We start from the raw sequence: 26,111 nt of genomic DNA, 5'->3' as shown, positions 1-26,111 counted from the left end.
GGCTAACGATATGGCACCGTGGGGACACATGTATGTCAATCCTGGTCTAACAGAGCCTTGGGATTTGGTTGGACCGGTCGCGAAAGCGGTGGATGTTGCCTTTGCCAGTCGGTCGGTTACGACGACCAATCTAAAAGATGCGCTTGCCAAGCTCGACCGCACGGCTCGTCGGCGTTGTGCTGTCACGATGGTCGCCAACTCCAGCCCGCGCTATGATCTGCACTTGATGAACGCTATCGGCGCCTCGGTTACCTGCAGCAATGGCTTTGTGTACGCCTTCAACATCCTCATTCAGATGGGTGCCCTGCCGCAGGTCACGTACTTTGAATCGCCTCGTCGCGATACCTTCGATAGCCTTGAGGCAGGCGTGGCGGATTTTTCCCGTATGCTCGAGCATGGCAACGAGGATAAGATCGACCGCCTGCGCGACTATATCGCTCAGCACATGATCGAAAACCCCCATGCCGGCGAGCCGGGCTCCAAGGGCGTGCCGCAGGGGCGCTATATGCTCGACCATATCCGTAAGGTTCGCTGGGCGTTTATTTCATGGGAACCGGTCTCTGCGCCCAGCTCATAGCCTGTTCGCAGCCCGCACCGCCCACTCACTCGGCATCCGCATTCTTTTTGAACTGGGCAAACGCGCTCCACACTGCGCCGTTCCTGCGCTATCGTGGAACAGCTCACGTAGATTAAGGCCCCGTCGCGGGGCGCCCCATACATAGAAAGCGAGAACCCATGGCACTGACAGGAGCCCAGGTCAAGCAGCTTCGCAGCATGGCCCATCATCTCAACCCCGCCATCATCATCGGTAAGTCCGATGTCAACGAGGGCACCGTCGAGCAGACGGTCGCCTACCTGGAGAAGCACGAACTCGTTAAGTGCTCCGTGCTCGATGGCTCCAGTCTTTCCGCCCGCGAGGCCGCCGAAGAGCTCGCTGAGCGTTGCCACGCCGAGGTCGTCCAGGTCATCGGCCGCAAGTTCTCGCTGTATCGCGAGTCCTCGCGCAAGGATATCGAGAAGATCAAGCTCGTCTAAGAGCCAATGATCCGGCGAGCCAACATATAGCAAGCTTACGGGTGCCCGAGTACTTCGGGCACCCGTTTTTTATCGCTCGACCAGCACGCGATTGAGCCGCCCCTCCACCAAGCGCTCGTATAGACGCCGCGTCTCGGGCTCGGGAACGCCATTGACCTGCTCCCTCAGGTGGTGCATATGACCGCTGTATAGCTCGACGATATCGCGCCGCCGCCCCGCCGCACTGTAGACGCGCATGGCGCAGCGCACCATATCCTCACGCGCCGTTTCCTGCCGAAGCCCCGACTCCGCCAGCCAAATCGCCGACTGCAGGTCGTTTTCTTCTAGAGCGGCATTTGCTCCCTTAATCATGCAATCGATGTACTTTGACTGCATAATGCGTCGCATACGCAAAAAGTAGGTGGGGTTACAGCCATTGGGAACATACAACGGGCCGGCATAAAGCTGCTCAATCTTAAGGCACAGCTCAACTAAATGGGGCCCGCGCGCACCCGTGCGATTTCCCAAAACCTCGCGGCTTATCTGGTCAAACAGCCGTACATCGGTCTTGACGTAGTCGCCGTTGAGTCCGATGCATTCATTTTGGATGAGCACACACGATTTGCCATCCGGCGTCGGTCCCAAAGCCGACCGCAAGCGCGATATCGTCGAGTACAGGTTGTTGCGGGCGCTATTGAACTCGGCATGGGGCCACAGCTCCATGGCCAGCGTCTCACGATCGACGAGCGCATCCATGCCCAGCGCAAGCCGCTCGGCAAGTGTCGCCGCCTTCTTGCGGCGCCACATTTTGTCCGTGATGGGAAACCCGTCGCGCTCGGCGCGAAACGCCCCAAACATGCGAATCTCGATATGGTCAATGGTATCAACGGCTTCAACCTCACCGGCCTGGAACAGGCGCTCGCCTTCCCCTTCCAAATCGTCGCGCAGCGAGTACCGCGACAGCTCGCGCACGGGAAGCTTCTTGCGAATCCTGGTCGCCGGCTCGCCCAGACAATGCATGGCAAGGCGCGCAAAGAGCCGATACGATGGCTCTAGAATCCCCGCGCGATTCATGGACATCCAGGCTGCAAGGTCGCTGTCTCGGCCCGCACAGGCCAAATGCAGCGCCACCATCCAGGCTTCTGCGCCACCAACCTGCGTCTGGCTTATATCGAGCAACTCCGCTTCCTCGCGTACCGAAACCATCGAGGTGTTACGCAGATATGCCGCGCGCTCCAGCAGTAACGCATTATCGCGCATGTACGCAATCGACTCCTCGGCAAGTTTGAGCACTTGGACCGCACGGAACTTTGCATTAACCGGCCGTCCCTCTGCCAGCGACTGCCAGCCTTCTAGCAACAGGCCAAACAGCTGAATCTGGTTGTCGCGCATGCGCACGGCAAAACGATCGAGCTCGTTGAACGCCGCGTCGTCGGTTACCGGCAGGCCGGAAAGGAGCCGCCGTGCCGCCAACACCATGCGCACCCAGATAGCCATCGCCTTAAGCCCACGTACGTCGAGCGCCTCCCGCACCACCGTCATCTCGTCGTCGCGCTCGTCGGTTCCCGCAAACGACCCGTCAAAGAGCTCCACCAGCATGCTATCGGCCCGCATAACAATCCCCGCGATGTCGAGCTCGCAGTCGTAGGCCTTGCTCGTTTTGAGTTGCTGTAGAACGCCGCCGTCATCTCCCCGCTCGGTCAGGCAGCGCTTGACCTCGATATGTGCGGACAACATATCGAGTGCGGTATGGGATGTCTCGATTTCTGGCACGGCCAGGTTCGTAGGAAGCCCAAGCCCGTTGTCCCCATAGCAAACAGCCGTCAGTGTCTGGGCCACCCTCCATGAAACAGGGTCTATTTCGCAGGCCGCCCGTTCGCCCCCGCGCTCGATAACCGATGCCATATAGCGAGCGAGCTTTGTATTGGACACGCTGACCGCTGCCAGATATACGCCAAGCGCCTCGGCAGGCGTTGGCTCTGGAGCCGGATCCTCGGCATCGATCGTGCCCAGCGCTGCTCGGCAGATATCGGCCCCGTGCCCCGTCAGAGCCAGATCGACCCCATACTGCCCAGCAAGTTCAAGGACCGCATCACGGTCCAAAAAGGCGTCCGCCAGGCCCATCGCCACATCGCATCTACCCGCCTTAAGCAAAATCCGGGCCGCCCTCGGAACAAGTTCGGGGCGAACCTCGGCCACCAACTTGCGCAAGCGCAAGCGTCCGTTATCCTCCGTGCCCAGACACGTAAAACTCCGCTCGGCGGGGTCCAAGCCAAAGATCGGGTAGTCGCGTACAAAGTAGGACTGGTCGACCATCGACAGCCTCACCCCACAAGCCTCGAGTTCTGCGATATTGCCCTCGCCCATCAAAATCATGAGACATGCCACGCAAAACAGCGCATTATTGTCGAGCGAAGCCAGATCGACAAGTGCCGCGCCATATACGTTGACAATCTCGTTTTCGAGCAGACCGGCTACGTCGCCTTGGCCATACAGACCCGTCTGCAATGCCGAGACGAGCTCGGGCACACCCTGCGTGAGCTGATAAAAGTCGAGCGATGTGCTGATCGAAAACGCCGATGCCCACGCCGAATACTCATAGGCATGCACCTTGAGCATCTGCGCATTGATCTTAACCGAATCGCCCAGCCCATGAATCAGTTGACGATTTGAAGGACGGCAGGAGATAAAGACCCCTACCCCCATAGCGCGCAGGCCGCGAATCCTGTCGATGAGGTCTTCGGTATCGTGCTGATCGAGGTTTGGCACATTATCAATCGCGATAAGGGAGTGCGGTTTGTCTTTGAGTTCTTCGGTAACCACCTCGAGCTGCATAAACACCTCGCGCCCAGTGGCGCGATCGGCCTCGATAATCCGCACGGGGCCTCGCGTCGGGTCGCATTTAACCTCATGGGTGTACTGCAGCAGTACCGAGGTCTTCCCAAACCCGTCGGGCGCATAAAGAACCACAATGCCGGCCTTTCGGCCCTTGGCGATAAGCTCATTCATCAAGCGTTCGCGTCGCACCATATAGCCTCCGCCCAGCGGCATCAGCTCGAGGTCGTCTATACTGCCCAAATCGTTTACCATGCCCGCTCCTCAACTCGACCGTATGGACACTGTAACCGCAAGACCATACAAGCCGCGCTATGAATAGAGCGACCTTGTGTTTTAGGTTGTCTTTTGGTACGCAAGCGGCAAGTTTTTGTACAGCGAGGGCCGATTGTTATTAATCCCCCGACTAATCGGTCTTTAAGCAGGTAAATGGCTTGTCAGCTTGTCCCATCTAAGCGGCAGTGTAACGCAAATGAACAAGGTTCAGCCATGTCATTCAACTCGCCTAGCACCCGCTACCGTCTACGACCTTTTAGTGGCATTTTTGCATAGAATCTGGTATGGAATGAATCAAGCTGTTTGACATCCGGCATTCGCCAAGCTTGCGGCAAGATTTTGGTCAAGCGGGTGGAAAGGGATAGCAAAAAGGCCCCCGCAAAGCGGAGGCCTTAGGCAAGGCTATGTCGAGGTGCAGGATTCGCGCTACTCGCAGAGCGAAAGGGCGGCCTCGTCGGCAACGACAACGCAGTTGGTGTGCAGCTGCAGGATCGAAGCCGGGCACGCGGGCGTAACCGGACCATAGCACATGTCATGCACGGCCTGAGCCTTGGCCTCGCCGTTGGCGACGACCAGGATCATGCGGGCATACATGATGGTCTGGGTGCCCATGGTGTAGGCCTGACGGGGAACGTCGTCGATGCTGTCGAACAGGCGGCTGTTGGCCTGAATGGTGCTCTCGGTGAGGTCGACGCAGTGCGTGCCCTTGGAGAAGTGGTCATCGGGCTCGTTGAAGCCGATGTGGCCGTTGTTGCCAATGCCGAGCAGCTGCAGATCCGGGTAACCGGCGGCGGCGACGATCTTGTCGTACTCAGAGCAGGCAGCGGCGGCGTCGGGGTTGGAACCGTCGGGCACATGCGTGTTGTTCAGGTCGATGTTGATGTGATCGAAGAAGTTCTCACGCATGAAGTAGTGATAGCTCTGGGGATCGTCGTGCGAAAGGCCGCGATACTCGTCCAGGTTGTAGGTGCTGACCTCGGCAAAGTCGACGTCGCCCTTCTCGTACCAAGCAGCGAGCTGCTTGTAGGCACCGATCGGGGTGGAGCCGGTGGCAAGTCCCAGCACACAGTCGGGCTTGAGGATAACCTGCGCCGAGATAATATTGGCGGCCTTGCGGCTCATATCCTCGTAGTCTTTAGCTTTAATGATCTTCATTACGCGTCCTTTCTCGTACAAGAGAGGCAAGGCTCCCCTTACAAGCACTTGCCCGCGGCCCGCGTCGGCCGCAACCAACGTGTGCGGCCACCAGGGCGAGGTCGCGTAATGTATGTGTCTCGTGTCTAGCCGCGTCGAGGCCCCTGCCCGTCCACGGTGACCCGAAGCCTTTTAGCTTCGGACAAATCCCATCTTGCCACGGAGGGCGTCCTCTTTCAAGGGCGCCCTCCGTAAACGTGTTTGAATTGTAGGCTAATGGCCACGTGCACTTGCTAGCGCTCGCGAGCAACGATGAGCTGGTCCATCTCTTCGACATGCACGCCAACGGAGCCCTTGATGCTCGAGAACTCAACAGAGTTGCACACCAAGATGGGAACCGTCACATCGTAGCCCTCGGCAGCAATTGCCTCGCGATCGAACTCAATGAGCACATCGCCCTTATGGACGATGTCACCCACTTGCGCATGTACGGTAAAGTGCTTGCCCTCAAGCTGAACAGTGTCCAAACCAACGTGGATGAGCACGTCCAAGCCATCGACCGTGTTAAGCGCAACAGCGTGTCCCGTGGGAAAAATGGCCTCGACCTTGGCATCAGCCGGTGCAATCACACGCGTGCCGGTAGGCTGAATCGCCACGCCCTGGCCCAAAAGGCCGGTGGCAAATGTCTGGTCGTTTACCTCGGAAAGCGGAATGACGTCGCCCGAGATGGGAGCATCCAGCGTAAGGACTCGACCACGCATACCAAAAGACCTTAGGACTTTAGTGAACATGCTCCCCCTCGGACATACCAATCGACCAAAATAGCCTTAACAGTTTACCACTTGGCACTCGTTTTTGACCATTAGGGAAGTTCGCGCTTGACAACCTCGACGATGTCGTCGACAACGCGCTGGGTCAGCTCGTGCGTCTCGGCCTCGGCCATAACGCGGACCAGCGGCTCGGTACCGCTCGGACGCACCAGAATGCGACCGCGGCCGTCAAGTTCCTTCTCGGCAGCAGCGACGGCATCCCAGATGGGCTGGCAATCGTCCAGACCAGCCTTGTTGTCGGAATGCACGTTGACGAGTACCTGCGGGTACTTCTTCATGATGCCGGCAAGATCGGTGAGGGTACGACCGGTGCGCTTGAGCACGGCCAGCAGCTGCAGAGCCGTCACCAGGCCGTCACCGGTGGTGTTGTGCTCCAGGAAGATGATGTGGCCAGACTGTTCGCCGCCGATGACGGCACCGTCCGCGAGCATACGCTCAAGAACATAACGGTCGCCCACAGCGGTCTGAACCATCTCGAAGCCCTGCTCCTTCATAGCGATGGAGAAGCCCAGGTTGCACATGACGGTCGAGACGATCTCGGAGTTGGCGAGCTTGCCGCGGGCGGCGAGGTCAGAACCGCAGATAGCCAGGATGTAGTCACCGTCGATCTCATTGCCCTCGCTGTCCACAAAGAGCACGCGATCGGCGTCGCCGTCGTGGGCCAGGCCGATGTCAGCATGGGTGCGCAGCACGAGCTCGCGCAGGGGCTCAAGGTGAGTGGAGCCGCACTCGACATTGATGTCGGTGCCGCAGTAATCGGTGTTGATGGCATGGACCGTGGCACCCAGGCGCTGCAGCGCGGCGGGCGTAGTCTGGCAGGAAGCACCGTGACCGCAGTCGACGGCAACGACCAGGCCATCGAGCCTCAGGCCATCAAGCGTATCGATGGCGTGGTCGACGTATGCCTTGCGAGCGTCCTTCATCTTGATGATGTGGCCCACGCCGGCACCGGTCGGCAGCGTGTCGGCAGCCATGGCTTCCTCGGACATGACCCAGGCGCTGATCTCTTCCTCGACCGCATCGGGAAGCTTCATGCCCTTGCGGCTAAAGAACTTGATGCCGTTGAACTCCGGCGGATTATGCGAAGCAGAGATGACGATGCCGCCGTCGAGCTCATTCTGGACGGTGAGCAGCGCCACGGCAGGCGTGGGGATGACGCCGCAGCAGTGCGGACGGCCGCCCTCGGCCATGATGCCGGCGGTCAGAGCGCTCTCGAGCATGGTGCCCGAAAGACGCGTGTCGCGGCCGACACAGATATCCGGACCAAGGAACTTGGTCGCCGCGCGGCCCAGGCGAAACGCGAGGTCACACGAGAGGTCGGCATTGGCGACGCCACGGACGCCGTCGGTACCGAAGATGTTCTGGGGCATAGGATCGCTCCTTCCCTAGCAGGCGATATGCAACCGCCCACCCTAGTCGAAAAAGAAAAGCGGGACCCGCCGAGGAATCGGCAGGCCCCGCTTGTACATTGTATCTCGAAAGGAGATAAAACCTTAGCGCTTGGAGAACTGGGGAGCGCGGCGGGCCTTCTTGAGGCCGTACTTCTTGCGCTCGACCACGCGAGCATCGCGCGTAAGGAAACCGGCCTTCTTGAGGTCAGCACGGTAGTCGCCAGCGTTCAGAAGAGCGCGAGCGATGCCCAGGCGCAGAGCGCCGGACTGACCGGAGATGCCGCCGCCATCGCACAGAGCGATAACGTCGAACTGACCGGCGGTGTCGGTCACCTTGAAGGGAGCAAGGGCGTTCTCAACGAGCTGATGACGGCCGAAATACTGCTCGGCGTCACGCTTGTTGATGGTCACCTTGCCGGTGCCGGGGACGAGACGGACGCGGGCGACGGCGTTCTTACGACGGCCGGTACCCTGGTAGACAACGGTGTTCTCAGCCATCTTTAAGCCTCCAGCTCAATCTTCGTGGGGTTCTGGGCAGCGTGCGGATGCTCGGCACCAGCGTAGACCTTAAGCTTGGTCATCTGGGCACGGCCGAGGGTGGTCTTGGGCAGCATACCGCGAACGGCGCGCTCGATAACCTTCTCCGGGTGCTTCTCCATAGCCTGGCGGAAGCTCTCAGCCTTGAGGCCGCCGTTGTAGCCGCTGTGGCGATAATAGGTCTTCGTGTCGGCCTTGTTACCGGTAAGCTGGACCTTATCGGCGTTGATGACGACAACGAAGTCGCCGCAGTCGCTGTTGGGCGTGAACTGGGGCTTGTTCTTACCGCGCAGGATCATTGCGATCTGGGTGGCAAGACGGCCCAGGACAGCACCATCGGCGTCGACGAGAACCCAGTTGCGCTGGACCTCGCCCTGCTTGGCGTAGTGAGTCGATTTCGAAATCACTTAGACTCCTCCATGTACAGTACGTGTTGTTACAGAGATTCACGGGGCTCTGCAAGTAACCCGTCCATATTACCCCGCTCGCCGTACGAGTCAACAGGTATTTTGGTTCCGACCAGAGTTTCTGCACATGTCATCCACGAGCCGTGATTTTCCAGCTCTTTAGCTGTTGTCATTTTTTGAGGGTTCGCCGTCGCTAGCGCTCAACGAACTCTTGGATTTCCGCGAGCAGGCGCTTTGCCTCCTGGCGACCCTGAATATACAGGTCCAAAAGCTTTGCCGGATCATGCTCGACATGGCCGACCTCGACCGGCTTTTGCGGAGCGATGACCAGCGCGCGGCCCTCGCGCTCATACTTCCACAGGTGCATGCGCTGGAGGTTATAGCGGTCGTGGCGCGTCTCGATAGCCTCGAGCAGGTAGGGGTAGTCGGCATAGCGGGCGCGCGCAGCAGGCATAAACTCGTAGGGCTTTTTCTCGTACAAGCGGTCCTGCGTGACAATGACAACCGCGCGCTCGAAGCCGGCCTCCTCCAGCACATGCTCGATAGGAACCGAATCGGCTACGCCGCCGTCGACGTATTTGTGCCCGTCAATCTCGACCGACGGCGTCACCAGCGGCAACGAGGTCGAGGCACGCACGGCGTCGAGGTCGAGCACGGCGCTTTTGACCGGCAGGTATGCGGCAGTTCCAAAGAGCATGTCCGTCGCGACGGCGTACATCTCGATGGGGCTCGCGTCGAACGCCTCGTTGTCAAAGGGATCCAGGCGGTCCTGGATATCGTTGAAGATAAAGTCGTAACCCACGATGGAGCCCGTGGATGCGAAGGATGCGGCACCCATGTAGCGGTTGTCATTGCAGAAGGTCAGGTTGATGCGATTGACGCGACCGATCTGGTGTGACTTGTAGTTGACGCCGTTGAGCGCACCGGCCGATACGCCATATACCGCCGGAATTTCGACACCGGCCTCCATGAGAACGTCGAGCACGCCGGCGGTAAACTGCCCACGAAAACTGCCACCCTCCAAGACGAGCGCGACCTTGCCGGCATTCTTTGCCTTATCTTCTGCAGTCATATTGACCTCCTGCGATTGCGTTTTGGCTTTCTTCTACCCAGTTTTGGAATGGAGGGCGCGCAGGTTTTTCGAGGCGGCAGGTGAAGCGGAAAGTGCGTCCCAATTTGAGGCGGGATACCGGGATGCGGTTTCCGCTTGGACCGCCGTTGGGAAAGCGCGACCCGTTCTGAGCGCGGATTCCGGGATGAACTATCCGCTTGAGGCGTCTTCCGGAAAATGAATCCCATTCCGAACGTCGATTCCGGGATGCAGTTTCCGCTTGAAACGTCATCCGGAAACCGCATCCCAGTCTGAGCCGGAATTCTGGGATGGATTTTCCGCCTTGGGCGACGTTGATGCGGGGCATGGCAGGCTGCAGTCCGATCGGCATCGCATCTGCATAGGGTTGAAGCTTTGCGCGGAGAATCCGCGTATTTGCTTCGCAAATACGTACCGGCTTCGGCCGCCTGCCGGCGTCCTCGCCCGCTCGCTACAAACGCTTCGCGTTTGCTTAACGCTCGCGCCCTGCATAGAGTTCGATTCTCCGCGGTATCTACAAGTAATAAAAAGGCAGGTAGAGACACTTCTCTACCTGCCTGTTACATATGGTGGAGGCGCGGAGAATCGAACTCCGGTCCACGAAAGCCCCCTGATTGGCATCTCCAAGCTCAGTCGCTGGTTTAGTCTCGGACGCTTTGCGCGCAGCGACACGCTCGCAGCATCCCAAACGGTTCGATCTTAGCCTGCGCCATACCGATTACGTGCGCAGGAGCATTCCCCTAACATGACGTCGCACCGGTGTCGGGGAAATCACCGGGTTGACGCGCCGCTATAAATTAAGCAGCGAGAGCCATAGGCTCAAAAGAAGAGTTGTTGTCAATTCAATTTGACGGTACCCCTGTTTAACGAGGCGAGGAGACCTCGGCTTGCTTCCTCTCTCAGAGCTATCGTGTCGAAACCAGTCGCCCCCGAATGTTGGGAAAGTCTGGATGGTATCGGGCCTGCAAACACCCGATAACCGTCGACTTTTCAAGGAACATACGGGGCGAGCCCCGCTTGTGGAGTGTTATCTTACCACGTTCTGAAAGCGGACAGCTGTTCTATGCACGAGCTGTGAAGACCCCAATGTGCGCCGCACTTCGCACTTTTGTTACCGATCGCGTCACGTATATTTTCGCCAAGCAAAATTGACCCGTCGAAAGGACCGTTATGGATACCAAGCAGCAACTCGTCAATGCCCTCGCAGGCCTGGGCTCAACCATTACCGAAGCTATGGATGTCATCGAAGGCTTTATCCCCTGCGGACACCCCGCCCTCACGGTATCGAACGCACTCGTCGCGCTGGACGCTGACGATGATGCAGTTCTCGCCCAGCAGCTTGAGACCGTCGAGGGCTTTATCGACCACGTGAGTGAGAACCGCGGCGTGGCCGCCTACCACGGCATCGAGGTCGAGCTCACGGGTTCCAAAGCCGATCTGCTCGCAGCAATCCGCGAGGTAGGCGCCCTTATGCAGACCGCAGGCGTCAAGAACACCCAGGTCAACGAGTGGGTCTACCGCAGTCTGGCAGCACTCGACAGCTCCGACGAAAAGGCAGCCGAGCAGCTCGCAGAAAGTCCCGCCATTAAGGCCGAGCTTTTGTAAATAGCAGACGCGGGTCCCTTGGCGCATCGTCGTCCAAGAGGCCCGCAAGCAGTTCGCGTCAACCGATAGCCGCGCTGCCGCGTTCGGCCAAAGCAAGAATCGGCATCATTTGACGAGGTGTCTTTGCTGCAAGATCGGCATGTTCGAGCAGTTTGCGATCGTTAGTTACCAAGTAATCAACCTGCGCGCGCTTGCACGCGGCGAGCACCAAGTTGTCCTCGTAATCGCGATGGAGCGCTAAGTATTTGTCAGCCAGCCAAAGGTCCGACGCATCAGCGCCCACGGCCGTGGCGTTTTCGGTCATGTTCCGAACAAACGCCAACGCCGCATCACCAATTGCACGGGCAGATGCCTCGTCGAGCGCTCCCCCGCTGGCAAGAACGCTACGCTTCAGTTCGTGCTGTACAACGTACAGCACGTCCTTAGCGGTATGCACCGGGAAGAACAGCAGCGCACGCGTCTCCGTCGCCCGCCCAATAAACGCACGCGCGGCAAGCGACTCGGCATGGTCGACGCAAAACGAATCGACCCAAACGTTGGCATCCACCATGATCTTAAGAGGGGCTCCGCTCACAGGATCATCCCCTTTTGGCGATAGCGATCGTCCATGGTCTCGGAATAGATTGTGTCCCAATCGCGGGCATCGGATGCAAGCGACGCATCGATACCCAAGTCCGCGTAAAGCTGATCCGCCGCTGCCCAGGAAGCAGCAAACGGCGAATCTAACACGGCACCCCGCTGTCGGTCGTTAACGGCCTCGAGGATTTCCTCGCACGAACCGCCGCCCTGCGCAACCTTGGCCACGACCTTTTTGATGAGTTCGGGCAGCGTTCCGCCCGAAAGCCGCAGCGCCTCCTCGGCGCGTTCTTTAACCGAGCGATCCACGCGAACATTTACCTGCACCATGCTGCCAGCAACACTCATATCGATCACGCTCCTCTCGCCTGCTATCATTGCTAGCATCACTATATAGGGCTGATAGCACACGGTCAAACGCAAAAAAGCCCGCACCCGAACGACGGCAATGCCGCCCGGGCGCAGGCCATAAACTCAAGCAAAAATGCTAACGCAGGTAAGCCTTCGCGTTGCTCAGACTGTAGGCAATCGTCGAGCCGTTGTGCAGCAGTGACGACGTCTGCGGAGTGATCATGCCGGTAATGCCCAGCGCCAGGAGCGCCGAGTTGGTGAGCATCACCTTGGAATACGAACTCGTCAGACGGTCGATGAGACCCTGACTCATGCGGCGCAGGCGCACGATCGCGGCAAGATCCGTGTCGGTCAGGATGATATCGGCGACCTCCTTGGCAATGTCGCTTCCGCCACCCATTGCCAGCCCCACGTCGGCCAAACCGAGCGCCGGCGAATCGTTGACACCGTCGCCCACCATGGCAACGTGGCGCCCCTCGCCCTTAATGCGCTCCACATACGCGTACTTGTCCTCGGGCAGCAGCTCGGCCTTAAACTCGTCGACGCCCGCCTCGCGCGCGATGCGCTCGGCCGTGCGCTCGGAGTCTCCCGTAAGCATGACGACGTGTTTGACGCCCAACGCGTGCAGGTCGGCGATGGCCTCACGGACCCCGGCCTTGAGCGGATCCTCGATGCCGAGCACGCCGACGACCTTCCCATCGACCGCCAGATACAGCGGCGACAGGCCCTGCATCTGGGACTCAATGCGCTCCTTAATGTCGGAATCGAGCTGCGCGCTCTCGTCCTCAAACACAAAGTGTGCCGAGCCGATAATCGCGCGACGCCCTTCGATGGACGAAGCAATACCATGCGCCACGATGTACTCGACCGCAGCATGGCGCTCGCGGTGCTCGAGCCCGCGCTCGCGGGCGGCGTTGACCACGGCACGCGCCACCGGATGCGGGAAATGCTCCTCCAGGCAGGCAGAAAGGCGCAGGACCTCGTCCTCGCTCCAGCCGTCGGTCGTCAGCACGCAAGCCAGGCGCGGCTGCGCCTCGGTGAGCGTGCCAGTCTTATCAAACACAATGGTGTCGGCCTTGGCAAACGACTCAAAGTACTTTGCGCCCTTGACCATGACGCCCATCTTGGCAGCATCGCTCATAGCGGTCATGACGGCGACGGAACCCGTGAGCTTGAGTGCGCACGAGTAGTCGACCATCAGCGCCGCCGAGGTCTTGATAAGGCTGCGCGTGGTGAGCGCAACCAGGCCCGCGAGCAGGAAGTTCCACGGGACGATCTTGTTGGCGAGGTCCTCCATATGCGACTGACCCTCGGATTTGAGCGAGTCGGCCGTCTGCACGAGCGAGACGATCGAGCGCAGTTTGGTCTGCGCCGTGTTGGCGCGCACGCGCACCAAGATGCTGCCGTCTTCCACGACGGTACCGGCGAACACGTCGTCGCCCACGCTGCGCTCAACGGCCAGCGGCTCGCCGGTCAGGGTCGCCTGGTTGACCATAGCGCTCCCCCGCTCGACGACACCGTCGATGCAAATGGACATGCCAGTGCGCACGGCGACCAGATCGCCGGGCTCGAGCTCGGTCGCAGCAACGCTTACCTCGGTGTCGCCGACAACCTTTTGCGCCTTGTCGGGTACATCGAGCAGCGAGTTGATGAGCTCGTTTTCGCTCATGGCGCGGGTGTAGTCCTCGAGCAGCTCGCCCACGTTGAGCAGGAACATTGTCTGGCCCGCGGTGTCGACATCACGCTTGACGAACGAAATGCCGATGGCCGAAGCGTCGAGCACGGGAACGGTCAGGCGCGGCTGCGCCAGCTCATGAAGGGCAGCGCGCAAAAATGCCATGTAACCGGCCACGACAAACACCGCACGCAGAGGCGTCGGCAAGAACCAGCGGCGCGCGTAGTGGGCGCCGACGAGTGTCGCCAGGTCCATAACGAGTTTGTGCTTGCGCGGCTCAAGCTGCATCACATAGCCCGACTTGGCATCGGCGATAGCTTGAGCATCGAGTGCGCCCAAGGCGTCGAGCACGCTCGCGCGACGTGGCTCGTCGTATTCGAGCGCCATCTGGCCAATACGGCCATATACGCGCACCTTGTGCACGCCGTCGATATCGCCGCTGAGCTTAAGAAGTGCATCGAGATCGCTCTCTGGCACAGGACCCGCCAATTGAAGACGGGTCCTGCCGGGGATCTCGCTAATAATCGAGAATCTCATAGTTTGTGCCTGGGAGCGTTACTCGGCTGCCTCGTCAGCAGCGGCCTCGCTCTGGGTGATGTAAGCAGCCTCGGCAACCATGTCGTCAACATTAGCCTTGGCCTGCTCGACCATGTCCTGGTAGCCGTTCTTGATGCGCATGCCGCACGCGATACCCTGCACGCAGGCATTCTTTACCGGAGCGCTGGTAAGCAGCTTGATGCCGGCCGTGCCAAGCAGAAAACCGCCACCGACAAGCAGGGTATTGAACGTCGACTTCTTCATGTTGCTTCTCCCTTTTGCCGCATTGGACGCGGCATGGTGCCTCAGTACCCGAGTAAACAAGTTTGCTCGAGCACGCTTTTGAAATATCTCAATTTTATCTAACTATCTAGGTCAGCCATGGCTAACCTTTTGAAAATTAACGATGCGGAGTAACCGATTGTCAATGTGAGAAAGGGACTGTCCCTTTGCCCCTTCTTACAACTGCCAGGTAGCTGCTTCCTTTTGCAGCGCCACCATGCGGGCGAATTCTCCACCTGCCGCCTTGAGCTGCGCCGGAGTGCCCTGCTCGGCAACCACACCATCCTTGAGTACAACGATCTTATCGGCATTTTCTACCGTGCGCATACGGTGGGCGATCACGATAACTGTCTTTCCTGCGAGCAGGCGGGAGAGCGCCTGCTGCACCACGGTCTCGTTCTCCACATCCAAACTCGCCGTCGCCTCGTCCAGCAACACAATCGGTGCGTCTTTGAGCAGCGCACGGGCGATAGAGATGCGCTGGCGCTCACCGCCGGACAGCTTGGAGCCGTTCTCGCCGATCATGGTGTCATAGCCCTGCGGCATGCGGCTCACAAACTCGTCGCAGTTGGCGGCACGCGCGGCAGCAAGCACTTCCTCATCGGTGGCATCGCGGCGACCAAGACGGATGTTTCCCATCACCGTGTCGTCAAAGAGCAGCACGTCTTGGAACACAATGGCGTAGTCGCGCAGCAGCACCTCGGGATCCACGCTCGCAACATCCACGCCGCCCACGGTGACCGTGCCTTCGGTGGCGTCCCAAAAGCGCGCGGCCAGGCGGCTCACCGTGGACTTACCGGAGCCCGAAGGACCGACCAGTGCCGTGACCTCGCCTTCCTTGGCGGTAAAGCTCACATCGGTAAGAACTTTCTCGCCGGCGCGGCCGTCCTCGCCCGCACCATAGCCAAATGCCACGTGATCGAACACCACATCGTGGCCTACGGGCTCAAACTGCTCGCTGCCCCGAGCCACGGGCTCTTCCATGATGGAACGCATGCGCTTGGCCGACGACTCGGCGGCAAACAGCTCGGACATCAGCATCAGCGCCTGATCAAAGGGCGCATAGATGCGGCTCACCATAAGCAGGAAGGCAAACATCATCAAAAAGTCGACCTGGCCGGAGGCGACCATCGCAGCGCCCGTGACCAACGTGGTGGCAATCCCCAGGCGCAGGATGGCAAAGGCGGAGTTGACCAAAAGCCCGTTAGCGAGCTCGCCCTTGGTGGTCTCGCGCTCCTCGGCATCGATCACGGCGTTGAGCCCCTCAAGATAATGGGCCTCCTGGTTGGTAGCGCGGATCTCGCGCACACAATCGAGCGTCTCCTGGATCGCCTCGGTGACTTTGACCTTCTCGGCGCGAACACGGTCGAACACCGGGACCATGGGGCCGCGCGTCAAATACAGCACGGCAAAGGCCACGGGAACGCTCCAGAACGCCGTGATCGCCAACTGCCAGCAAAAGAACAGCGATGCTGCGAACACAATAGCGCTTGCGATAATGGCGCCCCAAAGCTCTCCCAACACGTGGCTGTAGGCATGTTCCATGGTCTGGACATCGCCCATGATGGTCACGGTTAAATCGGCCAGATCACGACGACCGAAAAACGACAGCGGCAGTTTGCGCAAGCGTTCGGCGATCTCCATACGCTGCTTGCCGCACTCCTCGTAAAAGATGCAGTAGGTGTAGTAATACTGTTGCCAGTTAGAGGCAAAGAGCAACACGAAAAAGACCAGGAGGCCGCCCACGATCGGCAGGGCATCCGGCAGGTCAGCGCCAGTGGCGAGATGTTCGACAAAACCGGCCATGACCAGGAATAAAAAGCCCATGCCGGCCATGGTAATAAGATTGGTGAGCGTGGTCCAGAAAATGCCGCGCTTTACGCCGGCGACGCCTTTATCGGATAGGAAATACTTCTTTTGGAATGAGGCGAACATTTAGGCCTCGCCTCCCTTCGTGACGGCGGCATCCGCGGTCGCTGCAGTGATTTTCCAGCTCGCGGCCTGTTCGTATTCGGCCCACATCTTGGCATACAAACCCTCTTGGGACAGCAACTCGGCATGAGTACCCGACTCCTGCACCCTGCCCTGGTTGAGCACCACGATTTGATCTGCGCCCACTACAGTCGAGAGTCGATGAGCAATCATAATGACCGTGCGACCCGCCGCCAGCTTGCTAAAGGCGCGCTGGATGAGCGCCTCGTTCTCGGGGTCGGCAAACGCCGTGGCCTCATCGAGCACCACGATAGGCGCGTCTTTAAGGATCGCGCGGGCGAGCGCCACGCGCTGGACCTCGCCGCCCGAAAGATATGCTCCGCCGGCACCGAGCATGGTATTGATGCCCTGCGGGAGCTTGGCCACAATGTCGTCGCACTGAGCTGCGGAGAGGGCCGCACGCACTTCGTCGTCAGTGGCCGTAGGCTTGGAGGCGCGCACATTATCGGCAAGTGTTTGCCGGAACAGCTGGTTAGTCTGGAACACGAAAGCGACCTGGTCCATAAGCTCGTGCGGATCCATATCGCAAACGTCCACACCGCCTACAAGCACTCGGCCCGAAGAGACATCCCAAAAACGAGGAATCAGGCTTGCGCAGGTTGACTTGCCGCCGCCCGAAGGACCCACTAGGGCGAGGGTGCTACCAGCGGGAACACTGAAACTTACATGGCTAACGGCAGGTGCTTCGGCACCCTCGTACGTAAAGCTTACGTCCTCAAATCGCACTTCGCCGCCGGCAGGGTGCTTGAGTTGGGCGGGCACGGAGAGCTGCTTGGAATCCATGATACTTCGAATACGAGCCAGCGAATCGGCACTCATCTGAGAGGCCTCGCCCACAAACATGAGCTTGGTCAGGGCCGTCGGTACCACGGCCGAAAATATCGCGTAAAACGTGAAGTTGGCCATAAAATGTGCGAAGTCCGTCTCGCCCGGCGCCAACAGCAACGCCACGGGCAACAGGAATGCCACAAGACCATTGAGCGCGGTAAGGTTGAGTACCTGCGGACCTCGGCAGAACGTGCCCGCATAGTTTTGTGCCATGTCGGCGTATTCGGCGATCGCATCGTGGAAAGCCTTAAAGGAGTAGACCGTCTGCTGAAACACCTTGACCACGGGAATACCGCGTACGTATTCGGTGCCGGTCTTGTTCATCTTGACCAGCGCTCCCATGTAGGCCTTCATGAACTCGGCGCCTTTGCCGCTCATCATGGTGGCCATGGCGCCAAACGAAATGGCCACCGAGATGAGGCATGCCGCGCCCAAGCGCCAATCGAGGGCGAAAAGCAATACGAGCAGGCCCACGACCATGGCGGCGGCGCCTGCGATATCGGGCAGCATGTGTGCGAGCAAAGTCTCGGTGGAGGCGGCACATCCGTCTACAACACGACGCAGCTCACCGGTGGCGTGCGTGTCAAAGTAGCCAAGCGGCAGCTTAAGCAGGTGCTCGCTCGTAGTCTTGCGGATATTGGACGCACAGCGAAACGCGGACAGATGCGTGCACATGAGCCCCACGAAATAAGCTACGATGCTTGCCAGGGCAAAACCCACGGCCCACCAGCCATACATCGCGATGTCGCAGGCTTCGCTCCAGTTAGGCGCCACGGCGATCAGATCGCGCGCGACAAGCCAAATGCACACGTACGGGCCAAAGCTCAGCAGCTGCGAGAGCGCCGAGAGCGCCATGCCCAAATACGTTAGGAATTTGCGGTCACCGGCATACGCGAGCAACTCGCCGATGCCTCCACCTTCCCTTTTTGATCCCTTTGCCATGAGATTCCTTTCTAACGGCTTGAGAGTTAACCGTTCTCAACTTATCATTGATATGTTAGCCAAGGCACACAATCGAGCCAGGCGTGGACGTTTTCGCAAAGGAAGGGGACGCTTTTGAAAATGCATCGGGCTGCGACCGACATAACTGAGCTCTACGCACCACAGTTTGAGCAGTTTGGCCTGGAGCTTTCCGGCAAGGGCGCTGTCTTTACCGGCGAGGTGGCAAACGATCGGGCGCACGGACGCGCATGGATCATGCCTCTCTCCCCTGCCTGCATTGTCATGGAGCATTTCATCACCCCGACGCACGATATGTACCTGGCCGAATACACACCCGAGCCGTACGCCTGCGTGAGCGAAGTCAGCGCGCCCACACTTACATGCATGCCCGAGACTGGCATAACGCCCGCGAACCTCAAACCATCGCATGGACCGTGGCCAAACAATGCCGTTTGCAGCTTTATCCAAGATAGCTGTGGCGAGGAATTAAGCCCGCTGTTTGCGGGGGAACTTTATCACTCGCGCTCGGTGCTCTTTTTGCCTGGATATTTTGACGAACTGGAGCACCGCTATCCCACCGAGTTCGCGGGAATCTTTGAGGCGTTTGCCGAGCCATGGCACGAGGAAGCGACGTCTGCCATCTATCACACGCTGCGCCGGATTAACGAGGACCGTGCCCAAACCGTAGGCGGACACGTCTATATGCAGGGCATCGTGGAGACCATGGTCGCGGAGCTCGCCTGTTCGCGCGCGGCCCACAAGCAGGCGCGGCAGGCGGCAGACACACGCGTCAGCATAACCATGGCCGAAGAAGCAACGGCAATGATTGAGCGCACGCTCGACAAAGGCAGACATGTGGGTATCAACGAGGTGGCCGAGAGGCTCTACACAAGCCGCTCCAAACTATGCGCCACCTTTAAGGCCCAAACCGGCGAGTCCCTGGGCGCCTACATTCGCAGACGCCGTATGGAGCGAGCGCAGGACCTTTTGGCAGATAGCGCGCTCACGATAGCGCAGGTGGCAGAGCGTCTAGGCTACCCTCAGCAGGCCGCCTTCGCCCAAGCCTTCAAGCAATACACCGGCATGACACCCACGGCTTGGCGAAGCAAGCATCGCTAAGGCCCAAGCTCCCTGGCCGTAACGGAGCGATTAATTAGCCGCCGCCCGTCAGCTCACCCGGGATCTAAACGTCAAGATGCGCACAATCAAGCGCCTTTTTGATAAGAGGGACAGATCGATCAGCCAAATACAACGGAATGTTGAGCACCCCGTCGTCGAGCTTTAGGTTCTTAAGTGAGTAGCGGACCCTCAATGGAGTCGTCTCCGCATGCTTGTCGGCATAGTACTTAAGGCTCTTGGAATGAACGACCTCTCCCGATTTGACCTCGACGGGAACGATTTCGTTTCCGACCTGAATCAAAAAATCGACTTCGTGCTTCGGCTTCTCGTTTGTCCAATAACGCGGAGCAGCATCTAACTGTGAAAGTAATGCCTGAAGCACATAGTTCTCGGCGAACGAACCTTTGAACTCCGAAAATAGCGCATCCGAGATGGCAAAAGCGGACGCATCCAGCCTTGCCATGCGGCGCAGCAAGCCGACATCAAGACAGTAGACTTTAAATGCCTTGAGGTCATCGTACGCAGAGAGCGGCACACCACCGGCAGCATTAAGGCGAACCGCCGTGATGAGCCCAGCATCGGCAAGCCATTCCAGAGCATCCTCGTATTCTCGAGCACGAGCCCCCTCGCGCACCGCACCCCAAACGAACTTTTTGTTCTCGCGCGCCAACTGAGCTGGAATCGAGTTCCATATTTGCGAAAGCTTGGCGAACTGCGCACGGCCACCATGCTTGGCAAAATCGCGCTCGTAGGAATCCAAGAGATCAGACAACACCTTATCGACCTGAACGATATCGCCCGTCTCCACCCACCGGCCAAGAGCCTCTGGCATGCCGCCGCATGCAAAATAACGACGAAGATGCTCGACGAGACGGACATGGAAGAAATCGGGCACTGTCTCGATCTGATCCAGGCCGCCAAGGTATTCGTCGTAGTTTGCAGCGCCCTCGGCTTTCAGAAACTCGGAAAAGCTCATGGGGCGCATCTCCATGAACTCGACCTTTCCCACCGGAAAAGCGCTGGTCTCACGGGACAAGCGAACGCCCAACAAAGACCCTGCGCATGCGACGTGATACTCGGGGGCCTCGTCACAGAAGTATTTAAGGGCGCCGACTGCAGAAGGACAATCCTGGATCTCATCAATAATAAGCAGCGTTTCGCCGGGCTCGATAGGCTGTCCAAGTGCCAGGGAAAGATTTGAGATGATCCGTCGAGGATCGCGCGTACCTTCGAAAAACTGAGCGTACTCGCTCTGTACCCCAGGTGACGGCTCCTCGAGCGTCAGATACACAAAATTGCGGTACGAGGTTCGACCGAACTCCTTAAGCGCCCACGTCTTTCCAACCTGGCGCGCCCCCTTAAGGATAAGCGGCTTACGATATTCTGACGCTTTCCAAGCGTTAAGCTTGGCAATGATATCTCGCTGCATGGCCGAACCTCCCGCAAAGAATCTTCCGTAAACGTGATATTTCCCACATTTTACCCTAGGTAAAACGTGACATTTATCACATTTACGGAAGTTTTAAGCTCATTTCGCCACACTTTCATCACATTCAAAAGGCGGAGGCGCATTTTGCGCCTCCGTCACCATCTTTCCTATCAGCCCGCCTGACCCGAACGGCCGAGTCGTCACGGAACCGAGGGGCCGAGCGCAGGGCCTTGCCTCTCAATGAGTTCCGCACGAACAGGAGGCGCCAGTGGCGCCTCCGTCGTGAGTCAGGACTGTCCGAAATTGAGAGGCAAGGCCCTGCGCCCGGCCCCTCGGTTCCCGCTTACGAGAGCGACGTTCTCAGCAACTCGTTGAAGAGCTTCGGGTTGCCCTTGCCGCGGCTCGCCTTCATGCACTGGCCCACCAAAAAGCCGATGACCTTCTGGTTGCCGTCACGATACTGCTGCGCCTGATCGGCACAGTTTGCCAGCACCTCGTCCACGATCGGCTGCAGCGCGCTAGCGTCGCTCACCTGACGCATACCGCGCTCGTCAACAATCTTGTTGGGGTCGTCACCGGTCTGGGCCATGGCCTCAAAGACCTCGTGAGCCTGGTTGGAGCTGATGGCATCGGTCGCCAGCAGCTTGGCAAGGGCTGCCACCTGAGCCGGTGCAATACCGGACTCGGCCAGCGAGACGCCCACGCCCTTAAGGTAGGCGATCATCTCGTTGACCAGCAGGTTTGCGACCGTCTGGGCCTCCTTACCGGCCATTCCGGCAGCAGCGGCCTCAAAGAAGTCGGCAAACTCGGGGTCGCCGGCAATCTGCTCGGCATCGGCCGCCTTAATGCCAAAGTCGGCCTCAAAACGGGCGCGCTTGGCATCGGGCAGCTCGGGAATCTCGCCACGGCAGCGGTCGATGAACTCGTCGTCCAGATCGAACGGCGCCAGGTCGGGATCGGGGAACAGGCGATAGTCGTCGGCCGTCTCCTTGACACGCATGACTACGGTGCGCTTGCGACTGGGCTCCCAGTGGCGGGTCTCCTGATAGATGATTCCGCCCTCCTCGAGCACCTCGGCCTGGCGGCAGATCTCGTAGGCAAGGCCGTCGTGCAAGCTCTTGAACGAGTTGAGGTTCTTGAGCTCGGTCTTGGTTCCCAGCTTGGTCTCGCCGCGGCGGCGCAGCGACACGTTGCCGTCGCAGCGCATGGAACCCTTCTCCATGGAGCAGTCCGAAATGCCCAGCGTCACAAAGATGCGACGGAGCTTCTCCATAAACAGGCGCGCCTCCTCGGGCGTACGCAGGTCGGGCTCAGTCACTAGCTCAATCAAAGGCGTGCCGCAGCGGTTGTAGTCGACGAGCGACTCGGCCGCGGCGGTAATGCGACCCTCGGCGCCGCCCACGTGAACCATCTTGGCAGCGTCCTCCTCCATGTGGATGCGCAGGATGCGGATGGGCACCGTGTAGGAACCATCCTCGCGACGCTCGGGCATCTGCAGGTTGGACGCGTCATAGCTGGCCAGGTGGCCGGCGCGCTGATTGCCTTCGCGCATGGTCGACGTCATGGACGTGGACAGGCCCTCGGCGTTGGCCGAAGCGCTCGCCAGGCTCTGGGCCTCGGCCTCGCCAAATGCGCAGTCGGGGCGCTCGGCGGCACCGCGACCGGTCACGTCCAGGTCCAGGTGACCGTACATGGCAAAGGCGACCGGACCCTGCGTGGTCTGAAAGTTCTTGGCCATGTCGGGATAGAAGTAGTGCTTGCGGTAGAACATCGAGTGGCGCTGGATCTCGCAGTTGGTGGCGAGACCGGCCTTGACGATGCTCTCGATAGCGCGTTTGTTGGGCACCGGCAGGGCGCCGGGCAGGCCCAGGCACACCGGGCACACGTTGGCGTTGGGCTCGTCATCGTGGCTGAGCTTGCAGTTGCAGAACATCTTGGTATCGAGTGCGGTGAGCTCGGTATGGATCTCCAGGCCGATCACGGCCTCCCAATCCTGCAGGACCTCGGAAAGCTCCTTCATTACAGCTCGCCTCCCTTCCCGGCAAAATCGGGCGCGACGGAAAGCGCGGGCGCACCCGTGGCGGCATCGGCAAAGCCGCGCTCCAGGGCGCGGGCAAACGTGAGCAGCTGACGGTCCTTAAACGCCGGACCCACCAGCTGGGCAGAAACGGGCAGCTGAGTATCCTCGCCCAGGCCCAGCGGCACCGAGATACCACCATTGCCGCAAATGTTGAGCGAGATGGTGTACAGATCGGAGAGGTACATCTGCGTGGGGTCGCTGATCTCGCCAAACTTAAAGGCCGTGCGCGGCGAAGCGGGCATGAGGATGGTGTCCACCTTGGCATACGCGGCGTCGTAGTCCTGCGTGATGAGCGTGCGGGCCTTTTGCGCAGCGTAGTAGTACTTGTCGTACACGCCCGAGCTCAGCAGGTAGGCGCCGAGCATCTGACGGCGCTTGGCCTCGGCACCAAAGCCGTGGGCACGCGAAAGCGAGCTCTGGTCGGACAAGTTGGCGCAGCCCTCCTCCTGATAGCCGTAGCGAATGCCGTCGAAACGTGCCAGGTTGGAGAACGCCTCGGCAGGGCCGATGACGTAGTAGGCGGCGATGGCGGCGTCCAGGTGCGGCAGGTCGACCTCGACCAGCTCGGCACCCTGGTTCTGCAGCTCCTGGGCGGCGCGCTGAACAGCGGCCTTGACCTCGGGCGTCAGGCCCTCGGCCTCCATAAACGCGGGGATGATGCCCACGCGCTTGCCCTCGATGCTGTCGTTGAGATGCTCGGTAAAGTCGACGGCGCAATCCTGGCTGGTGCAATCGTACGGATCGTGGCCCGCACCGGTAAGCGCGTTCATGGCCAGCGCGACATCCTCGACCGTGCGGCCAAAGGGGCCCACCTGGTCGAGCGACGAGCCAAAGGCAACCACGCCGTAACGGCTCACGGCGCCATACGTGGGCTTAAAGCCCACCACGCCGCAGAGCGACGCCGGCTGGCGGATGGAGCCGCCGGTGTCCGAGCCCAGCGAGAGCGCGACCTCGCCCGCGGCGACGGCTGCAGCGGAGCCGCCCGAAGATCCGCCGGGCACGCGCTCGATATCCCAAGGGTTGTTGGTGCGGTGGAACGCCGAGCTCTCGGTGGAGCTGCCAAAGGCGAACTCGTCCATGTTGGCCTTGCCCATGGGCAGGCAGCCGGCATCGAGCATGCGCTGGACGCAGGTGGCGGTGTAGACGCTCTGGTAGTCCTCGAGCATGCGGGAAGCACAGGTGGTGCGCGTGCCCACGAGGTTCATGTTGTCCTTGATGGCCAGCGGCACGCCCGCGAGCGGAGGCAGCGGCTTGCCTGCGGCACGGTCGGCATCCACGCGCGCGGCGGCCTCGAGCGCAAGCTCGGGCGCCACCTGCAGGAATGCCTGGACCCCGCCCTCGCGCGCCTCGATGGCGTCAAGGGAGGCCTGGGCCACCTCGGTAGCGGTAAAGTCGCCGGCGGCAACGCCCGCGGCGATCTGGGCGGCGGTAAGGGAATCGAAGCTCTGAGCCATTACTCGCTCTCCCCCTCTCCCAAAATGGACGGCACGCGGAAGTAACGGTCGCGCGCGCTGCCGGCGTTCTCGAGCGCAACGTCGAGCGGCAGGTCGCGCTCGGGCTCGCGCAGGTCGTCGCCCATCACGTTGGACAGGCTTCCGATGGGATGGAACGTGGGCTCCACGTCGGGCAAGTCATATTGCAAGACGGGCTCGAGCATCTGGACGGCGTCGTTCAGGTAGGACGTCATCTGGGTGAGCTCGTCATCGGTCAGTGCGATCTTTGCGTACTCGGCGATGCCGCGCACGTCTTTCTCGCTGAGTGCCATAGGCGCTCCCTTCCGCATAACAGTTAAACCGCTCTAGTATACAAGGCAACGCCGGCTTGGAGCAGGCGCTTTACCCAAATGCAGCGAAAACGTAACGAGGGCGTCGGTTGGTAGGCGGCGGGTTGGCGGTTCTGCAGCGAAACCGCACCGTCCATAGCGAAAACCGTCTCGCCCACAACGAAAAGCATCACAACATTCGACGCTTTTCGCCAAAATCGCGATTTTCATCGAATGTTGTGATGGTTTGGAAGCCCCGACCACCACCAAGGTGCCTGTCCCCATTGTGGTGGTTCTGGAGAATGTCTTATGCCGAGGCCTTGGCCTTGCGGCGCTTGCGGACCGCGTGGATCACGATGTCCACCAGCAACAGCACAATGGCCACGACCACGATGAGCACGGCAAACTCGCGCTTGCCCCAGTGGCGCCCGGCCAGCGACTTTTGCTTGTCGACGTCCTTCTTGTTGTACTTGGTACGCACGCAATGCACCAGCAGGCGATGGTCGTTCACGCCGTAGGGCGTGCAGGTGACGAGCGTCACCTTGTCGGCGCCGGGCTCGATGGTCAGCGACTCCATCTCCTCGGGCAGCACCACCTCGGAGTCCACCATCTTGTAGGCGAGCGTCTTGTTCATGGTGTGCAGCAGCACCAGGTCGCCGGGCTCCAGCGAGTGGATGTCGTCGAACATGCTCAGGTTGCGCATGCCCGAATGCGCGGTGAGCACGCAGTGCGTCGAGGTGCCGCCCACCGGTAGGCTCGTGCCCTCCAGGTGGCCGACGCCCGCCATAAGGACTTCCTCGCTCGTACCGTGGTAGATGGGCATGCTCACGTCGATGGAGGGGATCTCGACCCAGCTCATCATGGGATCGCGGTCAAAGATGAGCTGCTGGGCGTAGGGCTCGATCTGGTCGGCGGGAAGCTCGGTGGCCTCGCCCGCCAGCTGCTCGTTAAAGGAGCGCGCCTGGAGCAGGATGCGCTCGCGCTCCTCGGCAGATAGCGCGTCCACGGTGCTGGACACCGTGCTGATCTGGTTGAACACGCCCGAGGCCTCGAGCCGGTCCAGGATCCACGGCCGGGTCATAAGGCCCACGCCAATAAGGATGATGACGATGGTGATGAGCCGATCGGCCCAGCGCGGCAGCCGCTTGCGACGGCGCTTAGGCTTTGGTTGAGGTTTGGGCTGAGGGCTTGAGCCGCCGTTGTCCGCGGCGTTGCTGCTCTTCATATGTTTGGCGCCCTGCACCATCGCCGGTCACTCCTCTACAACTCAAGTTGTCTGAACAAATAATAGCCGATTAGCGAGCTCATGCGCTGCGCAACGCAGCCTGGCAGCATTGCGCAGCGCATGAGCTCGCATTTGAGTTTTCAAAATATCCCGAATCGGCTGGGCGATTCGGGATACAATGGCAATAGAAAACG

General features: G+C 59.9%; 22 protein-coding genes and 1 other RNA gene. 4 read left to right on the top strand and 19 right to left on the bottom strand.

Translation table 11 applies throughout. The features are described 5' to 3' along the window. Positions 1-577, top strand: a 577-nt coding sequence (locus tag PGW49_RS03795) for a hypothetical protein (RefSeq protein WP_270225585.1), incomplete at its 5' end; no start/stop codon positions are given. 158 nt (positions 578-735) lie between these two features. Further along, positions 736-1,035, top strand: coding sequence for a YhbY family RNA-binding protein (locus PGW49_RS03790; RefSeq protein ID WP_006234690.1), 300 nt, complete (start codon positions 736-738; stop codon positions 1,033-1,035). 69 nt (positions 1,036-1,104) lie between these two features. Here PGW49_RS03790 and PGW49_RS03785 read toward each other — a convergent pair whose 3' ends face one another. The 8 genes from PGW49_RS03785 to ssrA form a co-directional block, all read right to left on the bottom strand. Next, entirely contained in the window at positions 1,105-4,104 is a 3,000-nt protein-coding gene (locus PGW49_RS03785; RefSeq protein WP_270225583.1) for an AfsR/SARP family transcriptional regulator, read from the bottom strand. A 447-nt stretch (positions 4,105-4,551) separates the two neighbouring features. After that, entirely contained in the window at positions 4,552-5,280 is a 729-nt protein-coding gene (nagB, locus tag PGW49_RS03780; RefSeq protein WP_055251013.1) for a glucosamine-6-phosphate deaminase, read from the bottom strand. A 272-nt stretch (positions 5,281-5,552) separates the two neighbouring features. Continuing rightward, positions 5,553-6,020, bottom strand: a complete 468-nt coding sequence (locus tag PGW49_RS03775) for a PTS sugar transporter subunit IIA (RefSeq protein WP_306421699.1) — start codon at positions 6,018-6,020, stop codon at positions 5,553-5,555. Positions 6,021-6,121: 101 nt separating this feature from the next. Next, positions 6,122-7,459 (bottom strand): phosphoglucosamine mutase, encoded by a 1,338-nt coding sequence (gene glmM / locus PGW49_RS03770; RefSeq protein WP_055251011.1) that lies wholly within the window; start codon positions 7,457-7,459, stop codon positions 6,122-6,124. Positions 7,460-7,582: 123 nt separating this feature from the next. Further along, positions 7,583-7,978, bottom strand: a complete 396-nt coding sequence (rpsI, locus tag PGW49_RS03765) for a 30S ribosomal protein S9 (RefSeq protein WP_022094634.1) — start codon at positions 7,976-7,978, stop codon at positions 7,583-7,585. 2 nt (positions 7,979-7,980) lie between these two features. Further along, positions 7,981-8,424 carry a 50S ribosomal protein L13 gene (gene rplM / locus PGW49_RS03760; RefSeq protein ID WP_022094635.1) on the bottom strand — a complete coding sequence of 148 codons (444 nt, stop codon included), beginning with the start codon at positions 8,422-8,424 and terminating at the stop codon, positions 7,981-7,983. A gap of 193 nt (positions 8,425-8,617) precedes the next feature. Then, positions 8,618-9,496 carry a patatin-like phospholipase family protein gene (locus tag PGW49_RS03755; protein WP_270225582.1) on the bottom strand — a complete coding sequence of 293 codons (879 nt, stop codon included), beginning with the start codon at positions 9,494-9,496 and terminating at the stop codon, positions 8,618-8,620. A gap of 585 nt (positions 9,497-10,081) precedes the next feature. Next, positions 10,082-10,445: a transfer-messenger RNA gene (gene ssrA / locus PGW49_RS03750) on the bottom strand. 239 nt (positions 10,446-10,684) lie between these two features. On the opposite strand from ssrA, the gene PGW49_RS03745 reads away from it, so the two are divergent. Continuing rightward, positions 10,685-11,119 carry a hypothetical protein gene (locus PGW49_RS03745; RefSeq protein WP_270225581.1) on the top strand — a complete coding sequence of 145 codons (435 nt, stop codon included), beginning with the start codon at positions 10,685-10,687 and terminating at the stop codon, positions 11,117-11,119. Between the two features lie 58 nt (positions 11,120-11,177). Here PGW49_RS03745 and PGW49_RS03740 read toward each other — a convergent pair whose 3' ends face one another. The 6 genes from PGW49_RS03740 to PGW49_RS03715 form a co-directional block, all read right to left on the bottom strand. Beyond that, complete coding sequence (locus PGW49_RS03740; protein ID WP_270225580.1) at positions 11,178-11,693, bottom strand: type II toxin-antitoxin system VapC family toxin; 516 nt, start codon at positions 11,691-11,693, stop codon at positions 11,178-11,180. Next, on the bottom strand, positions 11,690-12,043 hold the full coding sequence (locus PGW49_RS03735) for a hypothetical protein (RefSeq protein ID WP_270225579.1): 354 nt from the start codon (positions 12,041-12,043) through the stop codon (positions 11,690-11,692). Before PGW49_RS03735 ends, PGW49_RS03740 begins: the two co-directional genes overlap by 4 nt. Positions 12,044-12,182: 139 nt before the next feature. Next, positions 12,183-14,198: a heavy metal translocating P-type ATPase gene (locus PGW49_RS03730; RefSeq protein WP_270225578.1), complete on the bottom strand. Its 2,016-nt coding sequence runs from the start codon at positions 14,196-14,198 to the stop codon at positions 12,183-12,185. Positions 14,199-14,276: 78 nt separating this feature from the next. Beyond that, positions 14,277-14,522, bottom strand: coding sequence for a DUF6110 family protein (locus tag PGW49_RS03725; RefSeq protein WP_055250999.1), 246 nt, complete (start codon positions 14,520-14,522; stop codon positions 14,277-14,279). A gap of 195 nt (positions 14,523-14,717) precedes the next feature. After that, positions 14,718-16,475 carry an ABC transporter ATP-binding protein gene (locus PGW49_RS03720; protein ID WP_270225576.1) on the bottom strand — a complete coding sequence of 586 codons (1,758 nt, stop codon included), beginning with the start codon at positions 16,473-16,475 and terminating at the stop codon, positions 14,718-14,720. Next, the gene (locus PGW49_RS03715) at positions 16,476-18,302 is read right to left on the bottom strand and encodes an ABC transporter ATP-binding protein (RefSeq protein WP_175406121.1); all 1,827 of its coding nucleotides are present in this window, start codon (positions 18,300-18,302) and stop codon (positions 16,476-16,478) included. A gap of 120 nt (positions 18,303-18,422) precedes the next feature. Here PGW49_RS03715 and PGW49_RS03710 point away from each other — a divergent pair, with 120 nt between their 5' ends. Further along, on the top strand, positions 18,423-19,421 hold the full coding sequence (locus tag PGW49_RS03710) for a helix-turn-helix transcriptional regulator (protein WP_229107869.1): 999 nt from the start codon (positions 18,423-18,425) through the stop codon (positions 19,419-19,421). 64 nt (positions 19,422-19,485) lie between these two features. Here the strand turns inward: PGW49_RS03710 and PGW49_RS03705 are convergent, their stop codons facing one another. The 5 genes from PGW49_RS03705 to PGW49_RS03685 all read right to left on the bottom strand — a co-directional run bounded on the left by PGW49_RS03705 (position 19,486) and on the right by PGW49_RS03685 (position 25,917). Continuing rightward, the gene (locus PGW49_RS03705) at positions 19,486-20,850 is read right to left on the bottom strand and encodes an ATP-binding protein (RefSeq protein WP_138114181.1); all 1,365 of its coding nucleotides are present in this window, start codon (positions 20,848-20,850) and stop codon (positions 19,486-19,488) included. 343 nt (positions 20,851-21,193) lie between these two features. Next, entirely contained in the window at positions 21,194-22,870 is a 1,677-nt protein-coding gene (gene gatB / locus PGW49_RS03700) for an Asp-tRNA(Asn)/Glu-tRNA(Gln) amidotransferase subunit GatB (RefSeq protein WP_270225573.1), read from the bottom strand. Then, the gene (gene gatA, locus PGW49_RS03695; protein ID WP_270225572.1) at positions 22,870-24,384 is read right to left on the bottom strand and encodes an Asp-tRNA(Asn)/Glu-tRNA(Gln) amidotransferase subunit GatA; all 1,515 of its coding nucleotides are present in this window, start codon (positions 24,382-24,384) and stop codon (positions 22,870-22,872) included. The genes gatB and gatA overlap by 1 nt, the downstream gene beginning before the upstream one ends. Beyond that, complete coding sequence (gene gatC, locus PGW49_RS03690) at positions 24,384-24,695, bottom strand: Asp-tRNA(Asn)/Glu-tRNA(Gln) amidotransferase subunit GatC (protein ID WP_055287082.1); 312 nt, start codon at positions 24,693-24,695, stop codon at positions 24,384-24,386. Before gatC ends, gatA begins: the two co-directional genes overlap by 1 nt. Before the next feature lie 304 nt (positions 24,696-24,999). Continuing rightward, the gene (locus PGW49_RS03685; protein ID WP_270225570.1) at positions 25,000-25,917 is read right to left on the bottom strand and encodes a class C sortase; all 918 of its coding nucleotides are present in this window, start codon (positions 25,915-25,917) and stop codon (positions 25,000-25,002) included. Positions 25,918-26,111 lie beyond the last annotated feature (194 nt).

It is taken from the genome of Collinsella aerofaciens, from assembly GCF_027679495.1.
In the GTDB taxonomy this organism is placed as follows: Bacteria; Actinomycetota; Coriobacteriia; order Coriobacteriales; family Coriobacteriaceae; genus Collinsella; species Collinsella aerofaciens_AK.
This window is presented reverse-complemented; position numbering and strand designations above follow the sequence as displayed.

Bases quoted from the DNA above. Each gene is read 5' to 3' on its own strand.
- PGW49_RS03790 (WP_006234690.1), top strand. From the start codon at position 736: ATGGCACTGACAGGAGCCCAGGTCAAGCAGCTTCGCAGCATGGCCCAT.
- PGW49_RS03785 (WP_270225583.1), bottom strand. From the start codon at position 4,104: ATGGTAAACGATTTGGGCAGTATAGACGACCTCGAGCTGATGCCGCTG.
- nagB (WP_055251013.1), bottom strand. From the start codon at position 5,280: ATGAAGATCATTAAAGCTAAAGACTACGAGGATATGAGCCGCAAGGCC.
- PGW49_RS03775 (WP_306421699.1), bottom strand. From the start codon at position 6,020: ATGCGTGGTCGAGTCCTTACGCTGGATGCTCCCATCTCGGGCGACGTC.
- glmM (WP_055251011.1), bottom strand. From the start codon at position 7,459: ATGCCCCAGAACATCTTCGGTACCGACGGCGTCCGTGGCGTCGCCAAT.
- rpsI (WP_022094634.1), bottom strand. From the start codon at position 7,978: ATGGCTGAGAACACCGTTGTCTACCAGGGTACCGGCCGTCGTAAGAAC.
- PGW49_RS03755 (WP_270225582.1), bottom strand. From the start codon at position 9,496: ATGACTGCAGAAGATAAGGCAAAGAATGCCGGCAAGGTCGCGCTCGTC.
- PGW49_RS03745 (WP_270225581.1), top strand. From the start codon at position 10,685: ATGGATACCAAGCAGCAACTCGTCAATGCCCTCGCAGGCCTGGGCTCA.
- PGW49_RS03735 (WP_270225579.1), bottom strand. From the start codon at position 12,043: ATGAGTGTTGCTGGCAGCATGGTGCAGGTAAATGTTCGCGTGGATCGC.
- PGW49_RS03725 (WP_055250999.1), bottom strand. From the start codon at position 14,522: ATGAAGAAGTCGACGTTCAATACCCTGCTTGTCGGTGGCGGTTTTCTG.
- PGW49_RS03720 (WP_270225576.1), bottom strand. From the start codon at position 16,475: ATGTTCGCCTCATTCCAAAAGAAGTATTTCCTATCCGATAAAGGCGTC.
- PGW49_RS03715 (WP_175406121.1), bottom strand. From the start codon at position 18,302: ATGGCAAAGGGATCAAAAAGGGAAGGTGGAGGCATCGGCGAGTTGCTC.
- PGW49_RS03710 (WP_229107869.1), top strand. From the start codon at position 18,423: ATGCATCGGGCTGCGACCGACATAACTGAGCTCTACGCACCACAGTTT.
- PGW49_RS03705 (WP_138114181.1), bottom strand. From the start codon at position 20,850: ATGCAGCGAGATATCATTGCCAAGCTTAACGCTTGGAAAGCGTCAGAA.
- gatB (WP_270225573.1), bottom strand. From the start codon at position 22,870: ATGAAGGAGCTTTCCGAGGTCCTGCAGGATTGGGAGGCCGTGATCGGC.
- gatA (WP_270225572.1), bottom strand. From the start codon at position 24,384: ATGGCTCAGAGCTTCGATTCCCTTACCGCCGCCCAGATCGCCGCGGGC.
- gatC (WP_055287082.1), bottom strand. From the start codon at position 24,695: ATGGCACTCAGCGAGAAAGACGTGCGCGGCATCGCCGAGTACGCAAAG.
- PGW49_RS03685 (WP_270225570.1), bottom strand. From the start codon at position 25,917: ATGAAGAGCAGCAACGCCGCGGACAACGGCGGCTCAAGCCCTCAGCCC.